The 21003-nt window shown below is 72.3% G+C and carries 18 protein-coding genes; 1 reads left to right on the top strand and 17 read right to left on the bottom strand.

What is annotated here, in order from left to right:
- Window positions 1-211 precede the first annotated feature (211 nt).
- Window positions 212-409: a DUF2945 domain-containing protein gene (locus DEI83_RS14340; RefSeq protein ID WP_110891495.1), complete on the top strand. Its 198-nt coding sequence runs from the start codon at window positions 212-214 to the stop codon at window positions 407-409.
- 77 nt (window positions 410-486) lie between these two features.
- Here the strand turns inward: DEI83_RS14340 and DEI83_RS14335 are convergent, their stop codons facing one another.
- The 17 genes from DEI83_RS14335 to DEI83_RS14250 form a co-directional block, all read right to left on the bottom strand.
- Window positions 487-1188, bottom strand: coding sequence for a DedA family protein (locus DEI83_RS14335; RefSeq protein ID WP_111082619.1), 702 nt, complete (start codon window positions 1186-1188; stop codon window positions 487-489).
- A 90-nt stretch (window positions 1189-1278) separates the two neighbouring features.
- The gene (locus DEI83_RS14330; RefSeq protein WP_111082618.1) at window positions 1279-3435 is read right to left on the bottom strand and encodes a fructose-specific PTS transporter subunit EIIC; all 2157 of its coding nucleotides are present in this window, start codon (window positions 3433-3435) and stop codon (window positions 1279-1281) included.
- A gap of 62 nt (window positions 3436-3497) precedes the next feature.
- A complete protein-coding gene (locus DEI83_RS14325) occupies window positions 3498-4517 on the bottom strand; it encodes a 1-phosphofructokinase family hexose kinase (protein ID WP_111082617.1) in 1020 nt (339 codons plus the stop codon).
- Window positions 4514-5302: a DeoR/GlpR family DNA-binding transcription regulator gene (locus DEI83_RS14320; protein ID WP_111082616.1), complete on the bottom strand. Its 789-nt coding sequence runs from the start codon at window positions 5300-5302 to the stop codon at window positions 4514-4516. Before DEI83_RS14320 ends, DEI83_RS14325 begins: the two co-directional genes overlap by 4 nt.
- Before the next feature lie 150 nt (window positions 5303-5452).
- Window positions 5453-6628 carry an ABC transporter permease gene (locus DEI83_RS14315; RefSeq protein ID WP_220036812.1) on the bottom strand — a complete coding sequence of 392 codons (1176 nt, stop codon included), beginning with the start codon at window positions 6626-6628 and terminating at the stop codon, window positions 5453-5455.
- Complete coding sequence (locus DEI83_RS14310) at window positions 6625-7341, bottom strand: ABC transporter ATP-binding protein (RefSeq protein ID WP_220036811.1); 717 nt, start codon at window positions 7339-7341, stop codon at window positions 6625-6627. Before DEI83_RS14310 ends, DEI83_RS14315 begins: the two co-directional genes overlap by 4 nt.
- Window positions 7338-8372 carry an efflux RND transporter periplasmic adaptor subunit gene (locus DEI83_RS14305; RefSeq protein WP_111082615.1) on the bottom strand — a complete coding sequence of 345 codons (1035 nt, stop codon included), beginning with the start codon at window positions 8370-8372 and terminating at the stop codon, window positions 7338-7340. The genes DEI83_RS14310 and DEI83_RS14305 overlap by 4 nt, the downstream gene beginning before the upstream one ends.
- The gene (locus DEI83_RS14300; protein WP_111082614.1) at window positions 8369-8914 is read right to left on the bottom strand and encodes a hypothetical protein; all 546 of its coding nucleotides are present in this window, start codon (window positions 8912-8914) and stop codon (window positions 8369-8371) included. The genes DEI83_RS14305 and DEI83_RS14300 overlap by 4 nt, the downstream gene beginning before the upstream one ends.
- A gap of 74 nt (window positions 8915-8988) precedes the next feature.
- On the bottom strand, window positions 8989-9510 hold the full coding sequence (locus DEI83_RS14295; RefSeq protein WP_146243359.1) for a hypothetical protein: 522 nt from the start codon (window positions 9508-9510) through the stop codon (window positions 8989-8991).
- Window positions 9511-9607: 97 nt separating this feature from the next.
- Window positions 9608-10789 (bottom strand): HAMP domain-containing sensor histidine kinase, encoded by a 1182-nt coding sequence (locus tag DEI83_RS14290; protein ID WP_111082612.1) that lies wholly within the window; start codon window positions 10787-10789, stop codon window positions 9608-9610.
- Window positions 10786-11439 (bottom strand): response regulator transcription factor, encoded by a 654-nt coding sequence (locus DEI83_RS14285; protein WP_220036810.1) that lies wholly within the window; start codon window positions 11437-11439, stop codon window positions 10786-10788. Before DEI83_RS14285 ends, DEI83_RS14290 begins: the two co-directional genes overlap by 4 nt.
- A gap of 134 nt (window positions 11440-11573) precedes the next feature.
- Window positions 11574-12134 (bottom strand): DUF2231 domain-containing protein, encoded by a 561-nt coding sequence (locus DEI83_RS14280; RefSeq protein WP_111082610.1) that lies wholly within the window; start codon window positions 12132-12134, stop codon window positions 11574-11576.
- A gap of 264 nt (window positions 12135-12398) precedes the next feature.
- The gene (locus DEI83_RS14275) at window positions 12399-14567 is read right to left on the bottom strand and encodes an ATP-dependent Clp protease ATP-binding subunit (protein ID WP_111082609.1); all 2169 of its coding nucleotides are present in this window, start codon (window positions 14565-14567) and stop codon (window positions 12399-12401) included.
- Window positions 14568-14642: 75 nt separating this feature from the next.
- On the bottom strand, window positions 14643-16079 hold the full coding sequence (locus tag DEI83_RS14270; RefSeq protein ID WP_111082608.1) for an MFS transporter: 1437 nt from the start codon (window positions 16077-16079) through the stop codon (window positions 14643-14645).
- A gap of 142 nt (window positions 16080-16221) precedes the next feature.
- A complete protein-coding gene (tatA, locus tag DEI83_RS14265) occupies window positions 16222-16503 on the bottom strand; it encodes a twin-arginine translocase TatA/TatE family subunit (RefSeq protein WP_111082607.1) in 282 nt (93 codons plus the stop codon).
- Window positions 16504-16661: 158 nt separating this feature from the next.
- Window positions 16662-18077, bottom strand: a complete 1416-nt coding sequence (locus DEI83_RS14260; RefSeq protein WP_111082606.1) for a sugar transferase — start codon at window positions 18075-18077, stop codon at window positions 16662-16664.
- 224 nt (window positions 18078-18301) lie between these two features.
- A complete protein-coding gene (locus tag DEI83_RS14250) occupies window positions 18302-20929 on the bottom strand; it encodes a glycoside hydrolase family 2 protein (protein ID WP_111082605.1) in 2628 nt (875 codons plus the stop codon).
- Window positions 20930-21003 lie beyond the last annotated feature (74 nt).

Raw genomic sequence — 21003 nt, 5'->3', positions numbered from 1 at the left:
GCACGTCGATCCCTCGGGAGTCCGGATCCGCGTCGGGTGTTCGCGGTGTGACTCCTCGGCAACGGTACCCGCGGCCCCGCCGATCCGAGCCGCCGTCACCCGATCGTGATGGCCGACGGGGCCGGAACTGCGCACCAGGGATGATGCAGCGTCCGCGCGTACCGTCCGGGTCCCGGACGGATGGTCCTCCGGAGGACGGCGGGAGGCCGACATGCGCAAGGGCGACGAGGTCCAGTGGAACACCTCGCAGGGGAAGACGACGGGGAAGCTCGTCGAGAAGAAGACGGAGGACTTCGAGTTCGACGGCCAGACCTTCAAGCCGACCGACGACGACCCGTACTGGATCATCGAGTCGGAGAAGTCGGGCAAGCAGGCCGCGCACAAGGAATCGGCGCTCACCGCGAAGTAGCGGGTGCGGGTCGGGTGCCCCGGCGCGACCGGGGGCTGGCGCCCTCGGTGGTCGTCGGACTGGCGGGGCCGCCGGGGTCAGTCGCGCGCTGCGGCACGACCCCGGCGGATGCGCCGGACGACGAACGCCACGACGACCACCACGACGGCCAGGTACACGGCCCGGTCGATCCACTCGGTGTACGCCTCGACGCGGTCGTACTGGGTGCCGAGTGCGGCTCCGCCGAGCACGAGGACCGAGTTCCACAGCCCGCTGCCCAGGATCGTGAAGAGCGAGAACGTGGCGAGGTGCATCCGGTCCGCGCCGGCGGGCAGCGAGATGAGGCTCCGGACGACGGGCACGAGGCGACCGAAGAAGACCGCGCTCTTGCCGTGCCGGTGGAACCAGGACGCCGCCTTGCGGAAGTCGTCCTCGTCGACGAGCGGGAGCTTGCCGAACCACCGCACGGTGCGTTCGAAGCCGATCACCGCGCCGAGCCAGTAGAGCACGAGTGCCCCGACGTACGAACCGACCGTGGCGAGGACGAGCACCAGTGTCAGGTTCATCCGGCCGGCACCCCCGAGGAACCCGGCGAGCGGCAGGATCACCTCGGACGGGATCGGCGGGAACACCGTCTCGATGAAGAGCATCAGGGCGACGCCCCACTCCCCCATCGTGTCGATGACCTGCAGGACGAGGCCGGTGAGCCCGCCGATGTCCGGGTCCGGGCCTCCGCCTGATCCGGGGTCGCCGGAGGCGGTGCCGACGTGGGCGACGGTCGAGGGGACGGCGGTCGTCATCCCGCCACCCTGCCTGAGCGGGCTGACAGAGTCCGGTGTGCGGCGCCGCCCTGCCTCCGGTGGGGAGCCTCCCGTCCGGACGGGGCTGCGTCAGGCGGCGACCGGCGCGCGCTGCCCGACCGTGTCGCCTGCCGAGGCTGCCTCACCGGCCGCGACGTCCGTCGCCGCCGGAGCCCGACGCACCCACTTCTTCAGCGCGACGAGCACGAGCGCGGAGACGACCGTGCCGGCGAGGACCGCGACGATGAACATGAGCACGTTGCCGATGGCGAAGAACACGAAGATCCCGCCGTGCGGTGCCCGCGAGGTGACGTCCGCCGCCATCGAGATCGCACCCGTGACGGCCGCACCGACCATCGACGCCGGGATCACCCGCAGCGGGTCGGCCGCGGCGAACGGGATCGCGCCCTCGGAGATGAACGAGGCACCGAGCAACCACGCGGCCTTGCCGTTCTCCCGCTCGGGCTTCGTGAAGCCCTTGCGGTAGAGGAGGGTCGACGCGAGGGCCAGTGCCAGCGGCGGGACCATGCCGGCGGCCATCACCGCGGCCATGATCTCGAACGGCACGACGTTCGACGCGCTGCCCGCACCGAGCCCGGCGACGGCGAACGCGTACGCCACCTTGTTGACCGGGCCGCCGAGGTCGAACGCCATCATGAGCCCGAGGATGATGCCGAGCAGGACCGCCGAGGCACCGGTGAGCGAGTTGAGGAACCCGGTGAGCTGGGTCATCAGCCAGGCGATCGGGCCGCCGAGCACGAGGAGCATGAGGCCCGAGGCGATGATCGACGCGAACAGCGGGATGATCACGACCGGCATGAGCCCGCGCAGCCAGCGCCACGTCGGGATGCGCCCGATCCAGTACGCGGCGGCACCGGCGATGAGGCCACCGACGAGACCACCGAGGAACCCGGCGTTCATGAACACGGCGATCGACCCCGCGACGAAGCCCGGGGCGATGCCCGGCCGGTCGGCCATGGCGTACGCGATGTACCCGGCGAGTGCCGCGACGAGGAACCCGAGGGACACGCCGCCGATCTGGAACGCCGCGGCACCGAGGTAGTACCCGAGCCCCTCCGGCGGCAGGTCCAGCAGCGTGTGGTTCGTCAGCGTCCAGACGGCGTTGTTCTGCCCCGAGTCACCGTGGTCGAGCGCGATGCCGTAGCCCGACAGCAGGAACCCGAGCGCGATGAGCAGCCCGCCGCCCGCGACGAACGGGATCATGTACGACACACCCGTGAGCAGCCAGCGCTTGAGCGCCTGCCCGAAGTGCTCGTCCTTCGCGGTGCTCGTGCCCGCCTCGGCCGCGGAGCCGGAGACCCGGGCGGCCGCGGGGTCGTCGGCCGCGCGGAGCGCCTCGGCGATCATCGCGTCCGGCTCGTCGACGCCGCGCTTGACCGGGCCGGAGACGAGCGGCTTGCCGGCGAACCGCGCGCGGTCCCGGACGTCCACGTCGACCGCGAAGACGACGGCGTCGGCGCGGGCGATGAGGGCCGGGTCGAGGGGCTCCACCTGCGAGGACCCCTGCGTCTCGACGTGCATCTCGGCGCCGGCCCGCTGGGCGGCGGCGACGAGGGCGTCGGCGGCCATGTAGGTGTGCGCGATGCCGGTCGGGCAGGCGGTGACGCCGACGATGACCTTCCGGCGACCGGTGGTGCCGGAGGAGTCGCTGTCGACGACGTGCGTCTCCGCGGCGCGGTCGGGACGGGCCTCCTGTCCGGTCTCCGTGGAGGCTCCGCCAGCGGTTCCGACACCGGCTGCGGCGACCTCGCCGCTCACCTCGCGGTCGACCAGGTCGACGATCTCCTGCGCGGTGGTGGCGGCGCGCAGCGCAGCCGTGAAGTCCTCGCGGATGAGCGCCCGGGCGAGGGTGGAGAGCACGGTGAGGTGGTCCTTGTCCGCCCCGTCGGGCACCGCGATCATGAAGACGACGTCGGCGTCGCCGTCCGGGGCACCGAACGGCACGGTCCGGGCCAAGCGGGCGAAGGCGAGGGTCGGACTCGTCACCGAGGTCGACCGAGCGTGCGGGATGGCGATGCCCCCGGGGACGCCGGTGCCGACGGAGGCTTCGCGCGCGATGGCGTCGGCGGCCAGGGTCTCGCCGGAGTCGGCGCGGCCGGTCGCGGCGATGCGGTCGGCGAGCACGCGGATGACGTCGGACGACGTGGCGCCGAGGTCCTCGTCGAGCCCGACGAGATCGGGGCTGATGAGACGCTGGTCGCGTCCCGCGCTGTGCGCAGCGGACATGGTGTGCTCCTTTGCAGTGGCGACGGGCGCCGGGCGTGCTGGTGTCGGGGAGGGCGTGTCGCCTAGGCGACGGTGGGGACGGGGCCGGTGGTCCTGGTGGGGGCCAGCCCGAGGGCGTGGACGGTGACGGCGTCCGGGTCGGTGGCGTCGAGGGCGGGCACGTCGCTGCCCGGCAGGGCGGCCGCGGCGGCTCCGGTGGCGACGGCCTGGGCGAGCCGGGCGGCGGGGTCGACACCGGCGACCTCGGCGAGCAGGTACCCGGCGAGCGCGGAGTCCCCCGCACCGACCGTCGAGCGTGCGGTGATGCGGGGCGCGGCAGCGGTCCAGGAACCGTCCGGGGTGACGAGCACGGCTCCGGCGCTGCCCAGGGTGAGCAGGACGGTGTCGACTCCGCGGCTCCGGAGCCGTCCGGCGGCCTCGGCGGCGAGGGCCGGGTCCTGCTCGTAGGCTTCCGGGTCACCGCCGACGACCTCGGCGAGCTCCTCGGCGTTCGGCTTCGCCAGGTCGATCCGTTCGCCGGACTGCAGCAGCGCGGTGAACGGCACGCCCGACGAGTCGACCGCGATCCGCACGTCGGCGCCGTGTCGGGCGCGGACCGCGCGGACGAGGACGGCGAGGGCGTCGTCGGGCAGCCCCGGCGGCAGCGACCCGGCGAGGACGACCCAACGCGCGGCCGGCCCGGTGGCCGTGGCGCCGGCCGTGCTCGCGACGAGGTCGGCGAGGTCGTCGAGGCGTCCGGCGAGCGAGGGGCCCGGCTCGTTGAGCTTCGTGGTGGTGCCGGTCGGCTCGGTCACGGTGACGTTCGAGCGGAGGGCGGCACCGATGGGCAGCGCGGCCGTCGGGATGCCCCGGGTCGCGAGGCCGAGGAGCACGGGGTCGGCGTCGTCACCGGGCAGCACCGCCGTGGTGTCCCCACCGCTCGCGACGACGACGCGGGAGACGTTGACGCCCTTGCCACCGGGCTCGGCCGTCGACCGGGTGGCCCGCTGCACGGCACCGCGCTGCAGTTCCCCGGAGAGTTCGATCGTGCGGTCGAGCGATGGGTTCGGGGTGACCGTGACGATCCGTGTGGAGGTGCTCATGCGACGACCACCTCGACGTCGGCGTCGGCGAGCGCGCCGGCGAGGTCGGCCGGGGGCGCCTGGTCGGTGACGAGCGTGTCGACCTCGTCGAGGCGTGCGAAGCGCATCAGGGCCTCGACACCGTGCTTGGCCGCGTCGGCGAGGACGACGCTGCGCCGGGCGGCACGGACGTAGGCGCCCTTCACTGCGGCCTCGTGTTCGTCCGGGGTGCTGAGCCCGAATCCGGCGGACAGACCGTTCGTGCCGACGAAGGCGACGTCGGGGCGGAGGGCACCGATCTGGTCGACGGTGGCGGTGCCGACCGCGGCACTCGTCACGCCACGCACCCGACCGCCGAGCAGGTGCAGCTCGACGTGCGCACTGTGCTGCAGCGTGCTGGCGATCGGGACGGAGTTCGTGATGACCGTGATCGTGGTGCCTGCGTCCGCCGGGGTCCAGCGCGCGAGTTCCATCGCGACCGCGCCGCTCGTGGTGCCCGCGTCGAGGGCGATCGAGCCGGTGAAGGTCGGTGGGACCAGGCGCATCGCGGCTCGTGCGATCGCGGTCTTCTCCGGGCCGTGCTGTCCCTCGCGCTCGGCGACGCTGAGCTCGACGAGGCTCGACCGGTCCACCGGCACCGCTCCCCCGTGCACCCGGCGCAGGACCCCGAGGGTCTCGAGGGCGTCGAGGTCGCGGCGCACCGTCTCGGTCGTGACGTCGAGGTGCTCGGCGAGCCCGGCCACCGAGACCCGCCCCGCGGACTGCAGGGCGGCGGTGATGGCCTCGTGCCGCTCCGTTGCGTACATGCCCGGACTCCTTCGTTCCTGTTGCTTCCGAGCACTGTACGCGCGGAAGCAACAGGAACGCAACCATTCAGCGTCGGAAACCAACAGGACCACAGACGCAAGGCCCGGGCCGGTCCGGCGGACCGGTTCCGGGCCTCCTGGCCGCCCGCCTCAGACGGCCGCCAGCGCGCTGGTCGGCGGGATCCGCGCTGCGCGCGCCGCCGGGTAGAGCCCGGACACCCCGCCGATGAGGACCGTGGCCCCGAGTCCGCCGGCGACGGCCCACAGCGGTACCGCGATCGGCCAGCCCTGCCCGAGGGCGAACGCGATGGTCACGCCGAGACCGATCACCACGCCGGCGACCCCACCGAGGAACGACAGCAGCAACGACTCCACGAGGAACTGGTCGCGGATGTCCCGCCGCCGGGCACCGAGCGCGCGTCGCACCCCCACCTCGGCACGCCGTTCGAGCACCGTGATGACCATCGTGTTCGCGACGCCGATGCCGCCGACGAGCAGCGCGACCCCGCCGATGCCGACGAGCAGCCCGGTGAACGAGTCGTCCGTCGCGTTCTTCGCGGCGAGGGCATCGGACGGCCGGGTGACCCCCACGTCCTGGGGCGACGACGGGTTGACCGTGCGGGCGAGGACGGCACGCGCCTCGGACACCCGCTCCGGGTCCACCCGGGTGTACACGGCCGTGGGATGCCCGTCGAACCCGAGATCGCCAGCGAGCCCTCGCGGGACGAACGCCTGATTGTCGAGGTCCGGTGCGAGCTGCATCGGCCCGAGGACCCCCACGACCTGCACCCACCGGCCAGCCGTCCAGATCCGCGCGTCGGGGGTGACCCGGTCGATGCCGAGCGCCAGGGCGGCATCCGCGCCGAGGACCATCTGCGGTGGAGCGTCGGCCGCCGTGTCGAGCCAGCGCCCCGAGGCGACCGAGCCGCCGAGCACCTCGGGCACGTCGCCCCACGAGCCGAACACCCCGATGCCCTTCGTCTCGGCGGCCGGCACGAACGGGTTCCGGTACACCTTGCCGCCGTCGACCTTGCCGACCCCGGCGGCCGTGAGCACGTCGTCCTGTCGCCGTACGGAGTCGACCGCGGTCTCGGGCAGCGGCACCGGTTCCCCGAACCCCTCTGCCTTCGTGACGGTGAGCACGTTCGTGCCGAGTGCGTCCAGCACACGGTCGAGTGCGGCCTTGCTCGACGCGGAGATGCCGACGACCGCGATCATCGCCGCGATGCCGAGTGCGGAGAGCACCACCCGCGTGGGGCGCGTGCGGAGGCCGAACACCCCGAGCCGCAGCAGGTCGCCGGTGCCGAGGGTGCGCCGGGCGCTCACCGCCCGACCCCGATCGCCGCCGCGAGGGAGGGCGCGTCGCTCGCTGAGTCGTCCTCGACGGTGCCGTCCCGCATCCGCACCTGGCGCGGCAACGAAGCGGCGAGGTCGAGGTCGTGCGTGATCACGAGCACGGTGGTCCCGGCGGCGTTGAGCTCCCGGAGCAGGGCGAGGACCGTCGCACCCGAGGCGGTGTCGAGCGCGCCGGTCGGCTCGTCGGCGAGGAGCACCGTCGGCTCCCCGACCACCGCCCGGGCGATCGCCACCCGTTGCTTCTCGCCACCGGAGAGTTGTCCCGGCCGGTGGTCGACCCGGTGCCCGAGTCCGACGCGCTCGAGCGCCGCGACCGCGCGCTCCGACCGCTGCCGACGGTCCGTGCCCGTGTAGAGCAGCCCGTCCGCCACGTTCTCGGCGGCGGTCGCGCCGGCCTGCAGGTGGAAGTGCTGGAACACGAAGCCGATGTGCTCGGCCCGCAGGGCGGACAGCGCGTCGTCCGGCACGGCTCCGACGTCGGTGCCGGCGATCGACACGGATCCGGACGTCGGCCGGTCGAGGGTGCCGACCACGTTGAGCATCGTCGACTTCCCGGAACCGGACGGCCCGACCACGGCGACGAGTTCTCCACGCCGGACCCGGATCGAGACGCCACGCAGCGCGTGCACCTCGCCGTACGTGCGCGTCACGTCCCGCAGCTCGAGCACCACCTCGCCGCTCACGAGGGCACCACCACGCGGTCGCCCTCGTGCAGGTCCCCGGTGACCGCGGCTCGTCCGTCCGCGACGAGGCCGACCTCGACCCGCACCGACTCCGTCGGCTCGCCCGCGCGCACCACGTCGACCGCGTAGCCCGAGCCGTCGGACGCCCTGAGGGCCGACACCGGCACGGACAGGACGTCGCGTTCGGTCCGACCCCGGGCGATGACCTGGGCGGACGCGGCCTCCGCCAGACGACGGCGACCGGCGTCGAACGAGACCGTGACCGCGACGGACTGTCCGCCGTCGTCGCTCTCCGTCGGCTCGGCATCGGTCACCTCACCGGGCATGGCGTCACCCGTGCCGTTCACGAGGACCTCGACCGCCGTCCCGACGGCGAGTTGCCCGGCGTCCCGGTCCGGCACGGTGGCCTGGACCACGCGCCGGGTGCTCGTCACCTGCAGGACCTCACCGCCCGCCGGCTGCCCGAGGCCCGCCGGCACCGAGGCGACCCGGACGTCCCCGTCGACGAAGGCGATCTGGTCGGCCGTGACGGTGCCGGTGACCGTGAGCCCGTGGTCCTCCTGCCACGTCCGGACCGCGGCGGCGGTGCTCCGTCCGAAGACGTCGTCCTGCACGACGTCGTAGCCGAGGGCGGCGAGGTTCTCGTTGAGCTGCCGGACGTCCGCGCCCGCCGTGCCGGGGACGAGGTCGCGCCAGAGCGGGGTCGTGCCCATGAAGGCACGGACCGGGCGCTCGTCCACCGCGTAGAGCGGTTCGTCGCGGTGGATGACCTGTCCAGGCTCCGGCAGCCAGGTGATCGTGCCGGAGGCGGAAGCGGACAGCGCGGCCGTCTCGCCGTAGCCGAGCACGCCCGCGAAGGTCCGCGACTCGACGAGGTCGCCCTTCGTGACGACGGTGGTGCTGCGGTGCGTCGTCGTGTCGGCGGTCGCGGTGCTCGGTGCGGCGACGGTCGCCCATGCGGCTGCTCCCGCGCCGAGAGCGACGACCAGGCAGCCAGCCGTGACGAGGACGGTGGTGCGACGGCGGTTCATCGGTCGCCGCCGCTCGAGGAGGCCTCGTCGCCGAGGCCGGCGAACGCCTCGTCCTCGCACTGCTCCGCGACGCGCTCGAAGGCGCTCTCGTCCGCCGGGTGGTACGCGGATCGGTCGTCGTCGTCGTCCGGGTAGTCGGCGAACCCCTGCTCGCGGATGCACTCCGACGCCTTCCGGTCGGCCTCCTCGTACCCCGGAGGTGACTTCGCCTCCGACACCTGCCCCGCAGATGTGCTGGTCCCCGAGCAGGCGGCGGTGTCCTCGAGCCACTGCTGCTCGTCGACCCCTCCGGGGAGCGAGAGCTCGGCTGACGTCCCACCGCCGACACCGAGCTCGTCGTCGGAGACGTCGTAGCCCTTCTTCCGCAGGCAGTCGCCCAGCTCCCCTGCCCCCGCGTGGGCGGCGCTCCTGCTCGTCCCGGTGCCGGGTCCGGGTCCGTCGTCACGGTTGCCGCTGCAGCCGGCGAGCAGGCCTGGTGTGAGCAGCAGCACGGCGAGGGCGCCGAGGGTCGCGGTGGTCTTCGTGGTCGTGGTGCGTGTCATGGTCGTGGTGCTTCTTTCGTCGTGGTCGTCGTCGTGTCGGGAGCACTGTCGGGACGTGCGCGGCCCGGCGGGCGTCATCCGGCCTGCTGCGTCTTCGTGCCCGGGGAGAACTCCTCGAGGCAGGCGTCGGCCTTCTCCTGGAACCCGGACTCCGTGGCCCGCGGGTAGTCCTCCGGGGAGAGGCCGAGCGTCCCCTCCGGCTGCTCCGGGTAGTCCGGGTACTCGTCCCGGATGCAGGACGCGACGCGCTCGTACTGGCGCGCCCACGAGTCCTGCGCCGCGGAGTCCTTCCGCTCGACGCCGACGGCGGACGAGCAGCGGTCGGCGGCCGCGGCGTACCGCTCCTGGTCCACGCCCTGGGGCGCGAGCACCGTGCCCGACCGGACCAGGTCGTCACTCGGGTCCTCGACGTCGAAGCCGGCGGAGCGCATGCAGGTGCCCCAGTCCGCGCCGATGCCGGTGCTGGCGGTGGAACTCGAGTGGGCGTCCGGGCGGTCGTCGCCCGAGCCGCTGCAGCCGGCGAGGCCGCCGATGAGCCCGAGGGCGACTGCGGCCGTCAGGAGCAGCCGTGTCCTGATGTGTGCGGTGATCGTCATGCTCACAGCACAGCCGACCGGGTGTTTCGGCAGCGGACCGGTCGGGGTTGCACCGACGAAACACCTGCGGGCGGGCGCACCACCGGCATCGGGACGATCAGCGCGCCGTGGTGCCGACCGACACGACGAGTCCGCCGCCGCCGCGCGGCGCGACCTCGACGCACCACCCGTGGGCCTGCGCCACGGCGTCGACGATCGACAGTCCGAGGCCGCTGTGTCGACGCGCGACCGGAACGCCGACACCGCGGCCGGTGTCGGCACGGGTGACGCCGTCCGCCCGGCGGAACGGTTCGGTGAGCGTCGCGACGACTTCGGCGGGCAGGGGATCGCCGGTGTTCTCGACGCGGAGGCCCGTTCCGTCGACGGTGACGTGGACGTCACCGCCGTCGTGGTTGTACTCGATCGCGTTGTCGACGAGGTTGTGCACGAGTTGCCGGGTCAGCACCGGTTCGCAGTCCACGGTGGTCGGCGTACCGCCGGGAGGCCCGGACGCACGTCGGCACGTCACCGTCACGCCCGCCGCCGTGGCCGTGTCCGACAGCTCCGCCACGACCTCGTCAGCGAGGGCACCGAGATCGACGGCGACCGTCCGGCCGTCCAACCCACGCTCGGCCTCCGCCAGCACGAGGAGCGACTCGACCAGGTGCTCCGTCCGCCGGTTCTGCTCGAGCAGGTCCTCCCGAGCGCAGGCGATCTCCGTGGGACGGGCACCGTCGTGCAGGCCGATCTGGATGGCGGCGCGCTGCACGGCCAGGGGCGTCCTGAGTTCGTGCGAGGCCTGCGCGACGAACCGACGCTGGCTCTCGAACGCCTGCTCGAGCCGGTCGAGCAGGCCGTCGATGGTCCGTGACACCCGCCGGAGCTCGTCGTCCGGGCCCTCGAGGGCGATCCGTTCGTGCAACGTCGACGCCGAGATGCGTGTCGCGGTCGCCGTGATGCGATCGATCGGCGCGAGCATCCGCCGGCTGAGCAGCCAACCCGTGCCGCCGGAGAGCACCCCCGCGGCACCGATGCCGAGTACCGACCACTGCCACTGCGACGTCGCCACGCGCGACACGATGGCGATCCGCTCGGTGGGCGGTGGTGACGACGGATCGGGGCGGACCACGGGTGCCCGGTGCAGCCTCGGCTCGGGCAGGGTCTCGGAGAGCTCCGTCACCTCGGCGATCGAGTGCTGCGATCCGAGGTTCAGGACGACGATCGCCGCGGCGGTGAGCGCCATCGACGTGAGCGCGAACGCGAGCGCCGTGCGGGCCCGGATGCTCCAGGCACGCCTCACAGGGCGTAGCCCTGCCCGGGGACCGTCCGGATCCGGTCGGGCGGGCCGAGCTTCCGCCGGAGCTTCGACATGGTGACCCTGACCGCCGCGGTGAACGGGTCGACGTTCATGTCCCAGACCTTCTCGAGCAGCTCCTCGGCGGGGACGATGCGGCCATCGGCCTGCAGGAGCACCTCGAGCACGCCGAACTCCTTGCTGGTCAGGTCCAGGGGGCGGCCGTCGCGGGTCGCCATGCGCCGGTTCGAGTCGACGACGATGCCGTCGCGTTCGAGGACGGGCGCGATCGGCACGACCGCGCGTCGGCCGAGGGCTCGGACCCGCGCGACGAGCTCGGGGTACTCGAACGGCTTCGCCAGGTAGTCGTCCGCGCCGAGTTCGAGTCCGTGCACCCGGTCGGTCAGGGTCGTCGCCGCGGTGAGCATGAGCACGCGGGTGAGGCGTCCCCGGGCTGCGAGGCGCTTGGCGACCTCGTCGCCGTGCATGCCGGGCAGGTCGCGGTCGAGCACGACGACGTCGTAGTCGTGCACGGACAGCAACTCGTCGGCGTGGTCCCCGCGGTACGCGACGTCCACGGCCATGTCCTGCCGTTGCAGCCCACGGGCGATCAGGTCGGCCAGCGGGATCTCGTCGTCCACCACCAGTACGCGCACTGACATACCGTATGCCGGTGCGCTGTGGATCAGCTGGGGGGAGGGAGACGGTGCCGTGCCGGTCGTCGACGAGCACGCCGGAGACGGGTGCGCCGGCCCGAGCGGACCTCGGCGGGCACCGGTCCCCGCGGGGCTCAGGCCTCGGCGTCGTACGGCACTTCGCCGTGCTCGCTCACGCCGGCTCGCTGCCGGTAGGACAGGTGCCCACCGAGGTAGCCGCCGACGCTCACGACGGTCAGCCCGGCGAATCCGAGGAGCCTGCCGGCGCCGTGGTTGCCGCGCTTCCGCTGCAACCAGGACAGGCCGTACAGCGAGATCCCGACCCAGTTCACGGCCTGGTGCACCCATCCGGTGCGGAGCTGCTCACGGTTCAGCTCCGACCAGTCGACGTACCCGGCGACGCTCGCGGTGCCAGCGGACGCGACGCCGACGCCGACGAGCGTCTTCGCGGCCTTCGCGTTGCCCGTGCCGCCGACCAGGTCGAGGACCGCTGCGGAGATCCAGGCACCCAGGGGCACCTGCACCATGAGCGGGTGGATCGGGTGCCCGAAGGGCACACCGTGCAGGAGCTGCCGGACGGCACGGGGTCGAGCGACGGCGCGGACGAGCGCACGGTCGACGTCGACGGCTTTGTCGAGGATGCTGGCGCGCTCGATGGACTCGGTGATGCGACGGATGGCGCGGAACTCGGGCATGGAACCAACCGTAGGCCGGTGGCGCTGTGGCGGCCCACATCGGCGGACGGCAGTGCGCTCCGCGGACCCCCTCGTCCGGTCGTCCGCCGTGCCGGACGCCCCGGGCGTCCGCCACCCGCCGCTGGCGCCCCCGGCGGACGGGAGGCCCGGTGCCGTTCCTGCGGACCGACACCGGGCCTCTCCCACCGACACTGCTTCCCCCGCCGGCACGGCCTGACCGCCGCTGACGCGGCGATCAGGTACCGGCGGCGTGGGCCGGTCCGGTCACTCCTCGACGAGCTCCGCGACCTCGAACGGTTCGACGACGAGCTGTTCGCCGTCCGCTGCCACGTCGACGCGGACCGTGTCGCCGTCCCGCACGTCGCCGGCGAGGATCGCCCGCGCGAGCTGGTCGTCGATCTGGCGCTGCATGAGGCGCCGGAGTGGACGGGCACCGTAGGCCGGGTCGTACCCGCGCTCGGCCAGCCAGGCGCGGGCGTCCGGCGTCACGGCGAGCTCGAGGCGACGACCGGAGAGCCGACGCGCCAGCCGGTCGACGTAGAGCGAGACGATCTGACTGAGGTCGTCCGGGGTGAGCGCCTGGAACACCACCATGTCGTCGAGGCGGTTGAGGAACTCCGGCCGGAACGCCTGCTGCACGAGCTCGCGGACGGCGCCCTCACGCTGTTCGGCGGTGAGGGCAGGGTCGGTGAGGAACTGCGACCCGAGGTTCGACGTGAGCACGAGGATCGTGTTCCGGAAGTCGACCGTCCGGCCCTGCCCGTCGGTCAGGCGACCGTCGTCGAGTACCTGCAGCAGGACGTCGAACACCTCGGGGTGGGCCTTCTCGATCTCGTCGAGGAGGATCACCGAGTACGGCCGACGTCGGACGGCCTCGGTGAGCTGACCGCCGGCCTCGTACCCGACGTACCCCGGAGGAGCACCGATCAGCCGCGCGACGGAGTGCTTCTCGCCGTACTCGCTCATGTCGATGCGGACGAGGGCCTTCTCGTCGTCGAACAGGAACTCGGCGAGCGCCTTCGCCAGCTCGGTCTTGCCGACGCCGGTGGGGCCGAGGAACAGGAACGAACCGGTGGGCCGGTCCGGGTCGGAGATGCCGGCGCGAGTGCGACGGACCGCTTCCGAGACGGCACTGACGGCGGTGCGCTGCCCGATGATGCGACGGCCGAGCTCGCTCTCGAGGTGCAGGAGTTTCTCGGTCTCGCCCTGCAGCAGTCGGCCGACCGGGATGCCGGTCCACTGCGCGATGACGGCGGCGATGTCCTCGTCGGTGACGCTGTCGTTCACCATGCGATCGGCGGACCCGGCCTGCTCGGCGGCGGCGAGTTCGGCCTCGATGCGGGGCTTCTCGCCGTACTCCAGCCGCGACACGGTCTCGTAGTCGGCCTCGCGCTGGGCGCGCTGCGACCGCATGTTGAGGTCGTCGAGCTGCTGCTTGAGCTCACCGATCCGGTTCAGGGTCGCGCGCTCGGCCTGCCACCGCGCCTCCAGGCCGTCGAGGAGTTCACCACGGGTGCGGAGTTCGTTCCGCAGGGTCTCGAGCCGGGCCTTCGAGGCGTCGTCCTTCTCCTGCTTCAACGCGAACTCCTCGACGCGGAGCCGGTCGACGGTGCGCTTGAGCTCGTCGATCTCGACCGGGCTGGAGTCGATCTCCATCCGCAGTCGGCTGGCGGCCTCGTCGATCAGGTCGATGGCCTTGTCGGGCAGCTGTCGGCCGGAGATGTAGCGGTCGGACAGTGCCGAGGCGGCGACCAGTGCGGAGTCGTTGATCGTCACCTTGTGGTGCGCCTCGTAGCGCTCCTTGAGGCCGCGGAGGATCGCCACGGTGTCCTCGACGCTCGGCTCCCCGACGTAGACCTGCTGGAAGCGTCGTTCGAGGGCGGCGTCCTTCTCGATGTACTCGCGGTACTCGTCGAGCGTCGTCGCACCGATCAGCCGGAGCTCGCCGCGGGCGAGCATCGGCTTGAGCATGTTCGACGCCGCGACCGACCCTTCGCCGCCACCGGCGCCCATCAGCGTGTGCAGCTCGTCGATGAACGTGATGACCTGGCCGTCGGAGTCGTCGATCTCCTTGAGGACGGCCTTGAGCCGCTCCTCGAACTCACCGCGGTACTTCGCGCCGGCGATGAGGGCGGACATGTCGAGCGACACGAGCCGCTTGTCCTTGAGGGAGTCCGCCACGTCACCGGCGACGATGCGCTGCGCGAGCCCCTCGACGACGGCGGTCTTGCCGACACCGGGCTCGCCGATGAGCACGGGGTTGTTCTTGGTACGGCGGGTGAGCACCTGCGACACCCGTCGGATCTCGGCGTCGCGGCCGATCACCGGGTCGAGCTTGCCACTGCGGGCGACCGCGGTGAGGTCGACGCCGTACTGCTCGAGGGCGGTCTTCTGCTTCTCCTGCGAGTCAGGGGCGCCCTGGAGGTTCGCCATGCGTTGTCCTTTCCGTTGCGTCGGTCGTGTGGTCACGGAGTCATCGGACTCACATTGAGTCCACCTGGCTCAACTTTACAACGGGCTGGTTTCTTCCGCTTCCGGTGATCGTACGTCCACGATGCCGATCGCACTCACCACGGCACCGGCCAGGAGCAGGACCGCCATCACCACCATCGCCCGGTGGACGCCGGCGACACTCACCTCACCACCGAGCACGACACCCGCGAGCGCGACCGTGACCAGGCCGGCGATCCGGGCGACCGCGTTGTTGATCGCCGACCCGACCCCGGCCTCGTGCTGCGGCACCGAGCCGAGCACCGCGCTCGTCAGCGGCGAGACCATCAGGGTGATCCCGAACCCGACGAGCACCAGCCCGGGCAGCACCGCGGTCCAGTAGCCGCTCGGGTCCTCGCCGACCGTGACCATGAGGAGCGCACCGGCGGCGGCCACCGCAGGGCCCGCGGCCATGAACCACCGCGGGCCGAACCGTCCGGCCAGACCACCGACCGTGGTCGAGAGCAGCAGGAGCACCACGGTCGGCGGCAGGGTCGCGAGCCCCGCCACCCATGCAGGGAAAGACCAGACCTCCTGCAGGAACAGCGTGACGACGAAGAAGACCATGCCGAGCGCCCCGTAGATCGACAGCGTGGCGAGGTTGCCGACCGCGAAGTTCCGGGCCCGGAAGAGTGCGAGCGGCACGAGCGGCGACCCGGAGGTCCGCGTCACCCGGAGTTCCCACGGCACGAAGGCGAGGAGCGCCAGTGCGCCGACGACCAGCGCCGCGACGACGACCGGTGCACCCCACCCCAGGCGCTCCTGCTCGATGAGCCCGAGCACCACCCCACCCACCCCGACGACGGCCAGGACTGCGCCGACCACGTCCACCCGGGGGCGGTCCCCCGCGACGACGTCGCCCGAGATCCGCCGGACCAGCGGGATCGTCACCGCGATCGGCACCGCCGTGACGACGAAGATCCACCGCCAACCGATGCCGTCCACGATGAGCCCGCCCACGACCGGGCCGAGGATCGACGCCGCGCTCGACCAGGCCGTCCACGTGCCGATCGCCTTCGCTTGCACGGCCCCGCGGAACGCCGCCACGATGAGTGCCAGTGCACTCGGCGTGACGAGCGCTCCGCCGACGCCCTGGAACGCCCGGGCGACGACGAGGACCTCACCGGTCGGGGCGATCGCGCACACCACCGAGGCGATGCCGAACACGACGAGCCCCCACGTGATGACGCGCACCCGGCCGAACAGGTCCGAGAGCGAGCCGGCGACGAGGATCAGCGAACCGAGCGTCACCAGGTAGGCGTCGACGGTCCACTGCTGCACGACCAGTCCGCCGCCGAGCTCGGTGCGGATCGCGGGCAGGGCCACGTTGACGACGCTGGAGTCCAGGCCGACGACGAACGAGGACAGGATCGCGACCACGAGCACGAGTCGGCGGTCGTCGTGGAGGGGTGCCGTGCCTCCCGACCGGTCGGCGGCGGGGCGGGCAGACGTCATGGTGCCATCATGCGCCGCCGGACGACCGCGTGGTGGCGGAGCGCAGGACGACGACAGCCTCCGGGCGACCTGCGGAGGAGCAGGTGCACGGAGGCTGTCGGTCCCGGGGCCGGGATGCCGATGGGTCGGCGGTCCGGAGGCGCTACTGGGAGCGCGAGTCGCTGTTCGGCTGCACCGAGGGGCCGGGGTTGACGACCGGCTGCTGCACCGGGGCGGCCTGCTGCGCCGTCGCGCCGTAGCCCGCTGCGTCGGTCACGTCCGGCGTCGTCGGCTTCTTGCGGTCGTCGGTGTCCATCTCCTTCTTGAAGATGTTGATCGACTGACCGAGGCCCTTCGCGAGTGCCGGCAACTTCGTCGCACCGAACAACAGCAGCACGATGCCGAGGATGATCACCAGGTGGAGTCCGGTGAGGCCTTGGAACATGATGTCTCCTTCGGTACTGGGACTGATCGCGTGGTCCGGTCATCGTCGACCGGCGCGGCGGCGTCCCGCTGTCCGACCATGCTAACTCGCGGGGGCCGAGAAACCCAGGCGGGCAGTGCAACGGACACCGATCGTCCAGGGTGGCCCGACGCGACGCCTCAGTACGCGCCGCGCGACCGGAGGACCGACGGCACCGTGCGGGCCAGGATGACGAGATCGTGCAGGAAGGACCAGTTCTCGACGTAGTGCAGGTCGAGCCGGACCCCTTCGGCCCAGTCCAGGTCGGACCGTCCACTCACCTGCCAGAGCCCGGTGATGCCCGGGGTCACGAGCAACCGGCGCTCCGCGTAGTCCGCGTAGACAGCGACTTCGCCGGGGAGCGCCGGGCGTGGACCGACCATGCTCATCGAACCGGTCAGGACGTTCCACAGCTGCGGGAGCTCGTCGAGTGACGTCCGACGGAGGAACGCGCCGACGCGGGTGACCCGCGGATCGGCCTGGAGCTTGAAGAGCGGGCCGGCACCCTCGTTCGCCGCGAGCAACTCGGCCTTCCGGTCCTCGGCGTCGACGCACATGGTCCGGAACTTGACGATGGAGAACTCCGAACCGCCGCGCCCGACGCGCTGCTGACGGAACAACACCGGTCCGCCGTCGTCCAGGCGGATCGCCACCGCGATCGCCGCGGCGACCGGAGCCAGCAGCACGAGGCCACACAGTGCCCCGACGACGTCGAAGGCCCGCTTGCTCGGACGTCGCGTGTAGGCCGGCGTCTCGACGTGCATCAGCGGGAGACCGTCGACGGCTCGGTGGTGCACGCGCGCGGCTGCGACGTCCACGAGCGGAGAGGAGACGACGAGCTCGATGCCGTGACGCTCCATCTCCCACCCCAACCGCCGCAGACGCTCATGACCGCCGGGGACCGCGCCGGCGAAGACGACCGCACGGACGCCGGCACTGCGGGCGACGGCGAGGACGTCGTCGACGTGGCCGAGCACCGGGACGCGGGTCGTCCCGTCCAAGGCCACGTGCCCACTCGGGCGACCCTCGGTGAGGACACCGCGCACCCGGTACCCCGCTGCCGGTGACGCCTCGATCCGGTTCCCGACGTACTCGACGTCGTCCAGATCACCCACGAGGAGGACGTCGACCAGGTGGAGACCCCGGGCCCGACGGCGGACGAGCGCCGTCCGCCAGGTCTTCCTGCCGATGGCGAGCAACACGAACGCGAGCGGGAGCGCGACGGCGACGTACCCGCGGCTGATCTGCAGGTCGAGCAGGAACGCGGTCACGGCGAGGGTGCCGCCGGTCGTGAGCGACGCGAAGAGCAACCGCCGGTACTCGTCGCCGCCGACCCCGACGACGCGCGGGTCACGAGTCCGCATCGTCGCGAGCAGGACTGCCCAGAACCCGATGGTCACCAGACCCGCGAGCCAGTCGACGCTGACGGGGGGACGCACGAGCGAACCGTCCGGGAACCTGACGATGTGCGCAGCGGCGAACGCGATGAGCAGTGCCGCCACGTCCGTCACGGCCATGACGAACGGGACGGAGACGAGACGCTTCGATGTGGACACCTGCGCCCGGGAGCAGGTCTCAGGGGTCGACCGGGACGATGGGGTCGGTCGGGTCGACCGGGTCGACCGGGTCGACCGGGTCGACCGGGTCGACCGGGGAAGGGTCTGGGACAACGGGCCTCCTGATCTCGGGCGACCCGCAACTGCAGCCGCCGTCGGCGACGGACCGACCGACGCTCAGACGACCAGTATACGGCCTTTGAATATCACATGCAGGCAGACGGTCAGTCTGCGAGCACGCGGTCGAGTGTCCAGAGCACCGGCGCCGCGGTCAGGGCCGCAGCGTCCGCCTCCGTGACGCCCGCGACGCGGTACTCCACCCGTTCGCCGGGCAACAGCGTCATGAACCCCCGGTCCACGGTGCCGGTCGGGGACACCCGGTCCGGCTGCACGAGCAGGTCCCGCACGAGCGACTCCGCCTCGACGACCATCCGGACGCCGGAGCGGTCCGGCTCGTCCGCCATGGTCACCCGGTAGTGGGCCGGCTGCCAGCGCATGTCCTGGTCGGGCGCCGGCGTCCACACCGCTCGACGCCAGTCCATGTCCGCCACGATCAACTCACCGCGCGGGTCCGCCACGACGCCGACCGAGGCCGGCAGCCGCACCACGGCGACTCCGGGGCCGTTCAGGAGCACCGGCAGGTACTCCTCGGCCAGGATCTGCCCGGCCAGGTCGATGCGCCGCACGCGGACCACCGAGTCGATGCCGTTCCGCGCGGACCGGACGGCGACCTCGACCGGGGAGCCGTCGGCGTCGGGAACCGGCAGCTGCGCGGTCGGCGGGTGCGCGCCTCCCGTCCGGTCCTCGCGCTCCGAGCCCGGCGCGAGCGGCGTGATCGTGGTGACCACGGTCGAGACCGGACGGATCGTCAGCAGGACGTCGTCGTACAGGCGACGCAGCTCGTGCGCGAGCGGCTTGCGGCGCCCCGCCGAGTCGATCGCCGACCACGACGACACCGGCCACAGGTCGTTGAGCTGCCAGACGACGACGCCGGTGGTTCGCGGCCAGTGCGTCCGCCAGTGCTCGACACCGGTCGCGATCGCGCGTGCCTGCTGCAGCTGGGTGAGCCAGTGCCAGCGGTCGAAGTCGGTGTCCCGACCTCCGCCGAACCGGGGCTCCAGGCCGCGGGCGAGCTTGCCCATGCCGTCGTCGGCCTTCTGGTGGTGCACGACCCCGGGAGAGGTCGGGGTCATCGGGTCGTCCGTGACGGCCTCGCGGAGGGTCCGCCACGCGGGCGGCGCCTGCCAACCGAACTCGGACACGAAGCGCGGCACCGAGTCGCGGTAGTGCTCGTCCGACACCCGGTTCCAGACGTCCCACGAGTGGTGCGTCTCGTGGTCCACGTCGTTCGGAGCCAACGCCTCGTCACCGGACCAGGGCGACGCCACCGTGTAGAACCGCGACGGGTCCACGGCGTCGACGATCGTCGGCAGCAGGTCGAGGTAGTAGTCGAGCCCCCAGCCGCGGTCGCCGAGCTCCTCGCCCCACCCGTCGGCGTCGTGCAACCAGATGTTCTCGTTGTTGCCGTTCCAGACCACGAGGGACGGGTGCCGGGCCAGGCGGCCGACGTTGTCCCGCGCCTCCGCGATGACCTCGCTGCGGATCGGTTCGATCTCGGGGTACGAGGCGCAGGCGAACAGGAAGTCCTGCCACACCAGCAGCCCGAGTTCGTCGCAGCGCTCGTAGAAGTCGTGCGACTCGTAGACGCCGCCGCCCCACACCCGCACCAGGTTCGCGTTGAGCATCACGGCCGCGTCGAGCCGCTCGGCGTACCGCTCCTTCGTCACCCGGGAGACGATCACGTCGTCCGGGATCCAGTTCACGCCACGGACGTCGATCAGGGTGCTGTTCACCCGGATCGCGAAGGGACGGCCGACCGAGTCCTCGGCCGTGTCCACGTGCACCGAGCGGAAGCCCGTCCGGAAGGACGAGCGGTCGAGGACGTCCCCGTCCACGGTCTGCAGGTGCACCTCGACGTCGTAGAGCGGCTGGGGGCCGTACCCGCGCGGCCACCAGAGTTCGGCCTCGGGGATCCGGACCGTCACGACGGCCTCGTCCTCCTTCGGCGTCACGTTCACCCGCGAGCGCTGCTTCGTGCCGTGACCGGACACCGTGACGACGAGCACCAGGTCGTCGTCCTCCCCGTCCTGGTCCAGGTCGTTCATGCCGGAGCGCTCGAACGCGATGTGGGCGTCGAGGACACCTTCCCCCGCTTCGACGTCGACCAGCGGCCGGACGTCGCGCAGTCGTGCGGTGGACCAGCGCTCGATGGCGACCGGACGCCACGGGCCGCTCGTCACCGCCGTCAGACCCCAGTCCCAGCCGAAGTTCGACGCCTGCTTCCGCACGTACGGGAACGGCTCGTCGTACGGGCCGGGCATCGTTCCCGCGCGGGCGGCGACCCGCTCGGCCTCGCGGTACGGTGACTCGAACAGGACCTCGAGCTCGCGGTCGGTGCTCGCGTTCGTCCCGTCGGTCAGGTCGAGCAGGTCGAAGCGGTAGCGACGGTGCATGTTCCGGGTGGTCCCCACCTGCACGCCGTCGAGCGTCAGGGTGGCGACGGTGTCGAGACCGTCACAGACCAGGTCGACGCGTTCGAACCCGCGCGGGTCCACGTCGACGGTCCGTCGGTAGACCCAGTCGGTCTGTCCGACCCACGCGGTCGACGACTCGTTGCGGTCGAACGCGGGGTCCGGCAGCAGCCCCTCACGCTCGAGGTCGATGTGCACCTGGCCGGGCACCGTCGCCGGGAGGGCCCGGCCGCGCACCGCCTGCGGGAGGTCGGCGCGTGCGTCCTCCTCCGCCGCGGACACGGTCCAGTCGTCGCGGAGTTCCTCGCGTTCGAGGGTCATGCGGGTCCTTCTCTGCTGGCGGATCGGTCCGCATCGAGCACGGTCCGGGACGTCGTCCGACACTCCGGCACCTC

This window comes from Curtobacterium sp. MCBD17_021 (assembly GCF_003234525.1).
Classification (GTDB): domain Bacteria; phylum Actinomycetota; class Actinomycetes; order Actinomycetales; family Microbacteriaceae; genus Curtobacterium.
The sequence above is the reverse complement of the archived record's forward strand: the minus strand, read 5'-3'. Positions and strand labels throughout refer to the sequence as shown.

Excerpts from the sequence above, each read along its gene's own strand:
- DEI83_RS14340 (WP_110891495.1), top strand. The coding sequence starts at position 212 with ATGCGCAAGGGCGACGAGGTCCAGTGGAACACCTCGCAGGGGAAGACG.
- DEI83_RS14335 (WP_111082619.1), bottom strand. The coding sequence starts at position 1,188 with ATGACGACCGCCGTCCCCTCGACCGTCGCCCACGTCGGCACCGCCTCC.
- DEI83_RS14330 (WP_111082618.1), bottom strand. The coding sequence starts at position 3,435 with ATGTCCGCTGCGCACAGCGCGGGACGCGACCAGCGTCTCATCAGCCCC.
- DEI83_RS14325 (WP_111082617.1), bottom strand. The coding sequence starts at position 4,517 with ATGAGCACCTCCACACGGATCGTCACGGTCACCCCGAACCCATCGCTC.
- DEI83_RS14320 (WP_111082616.1), bottom strand. The coding sequence starts at position 5,302 with ATGTACGCAACGGAGCGGCACGAGGCCATCACCGCCGCCCTGCAGTCC.
- DEI83_RS14305 (WP_111082615.1), bottom strand. The coding sequence starts at position 8,372 with ATGAACCGCCGTCGCACCACCGTCCTCGTCACGGCTGGCTGCCTGGTC.
- DEI83_RS14300 (WP_111082614.1), bottom strand. The coding sequence starts at position 8,914 with ATGACACGCACCACGACCACGAAGACCACCGCGACCCTCGGCGCCCTC.
- DEI83_RS14295 (WP_146243359.1), bottom strand. The coding sequence starts at position 9,510 with ATGACGATCACCGCACACATCAGGACACGGCTGCTCCTGACGGCCGCA.
- DEI83_RS14280 (WP_111082610.1), bottom strand. The coding sequence starts at position 12,134 with ATGCCCGAGTTCCGCGCCATCCGTCGCATCACCGAGTCCATCGAGCGC.
- DEI83_RS14275 (WP_111082609.1), bottom strand. The coding sequence starts at position 14,567 with ATGGCGAACCTCCAGGGCGCCCCTGACTCGCAGGAGAAGCAGAAGACC.
- DEI83_RS14270 (WP_111082608.1), bottom strand. The coding sequence starts at position 16,079 with ATGACGTCTGCCCGCCCCGCCGCCGACCGGTCGGGAGGCACGGCACCC.
- tatA (WP_111082607.1), bottom strand. The coding sequence starts at position 16,503 with ATGTTCCAAGGCCTCACCGGACTCCACCTGGTGATCATCCTCGGCATC.
- DEI83_RS14250 (WP_111082605.1), bottom strand. The coding sequence starts at position 20,929 with ATGACCCTCGAACGCGAGGAACTCCGCGACGACTGGACCGTGTCCGCG.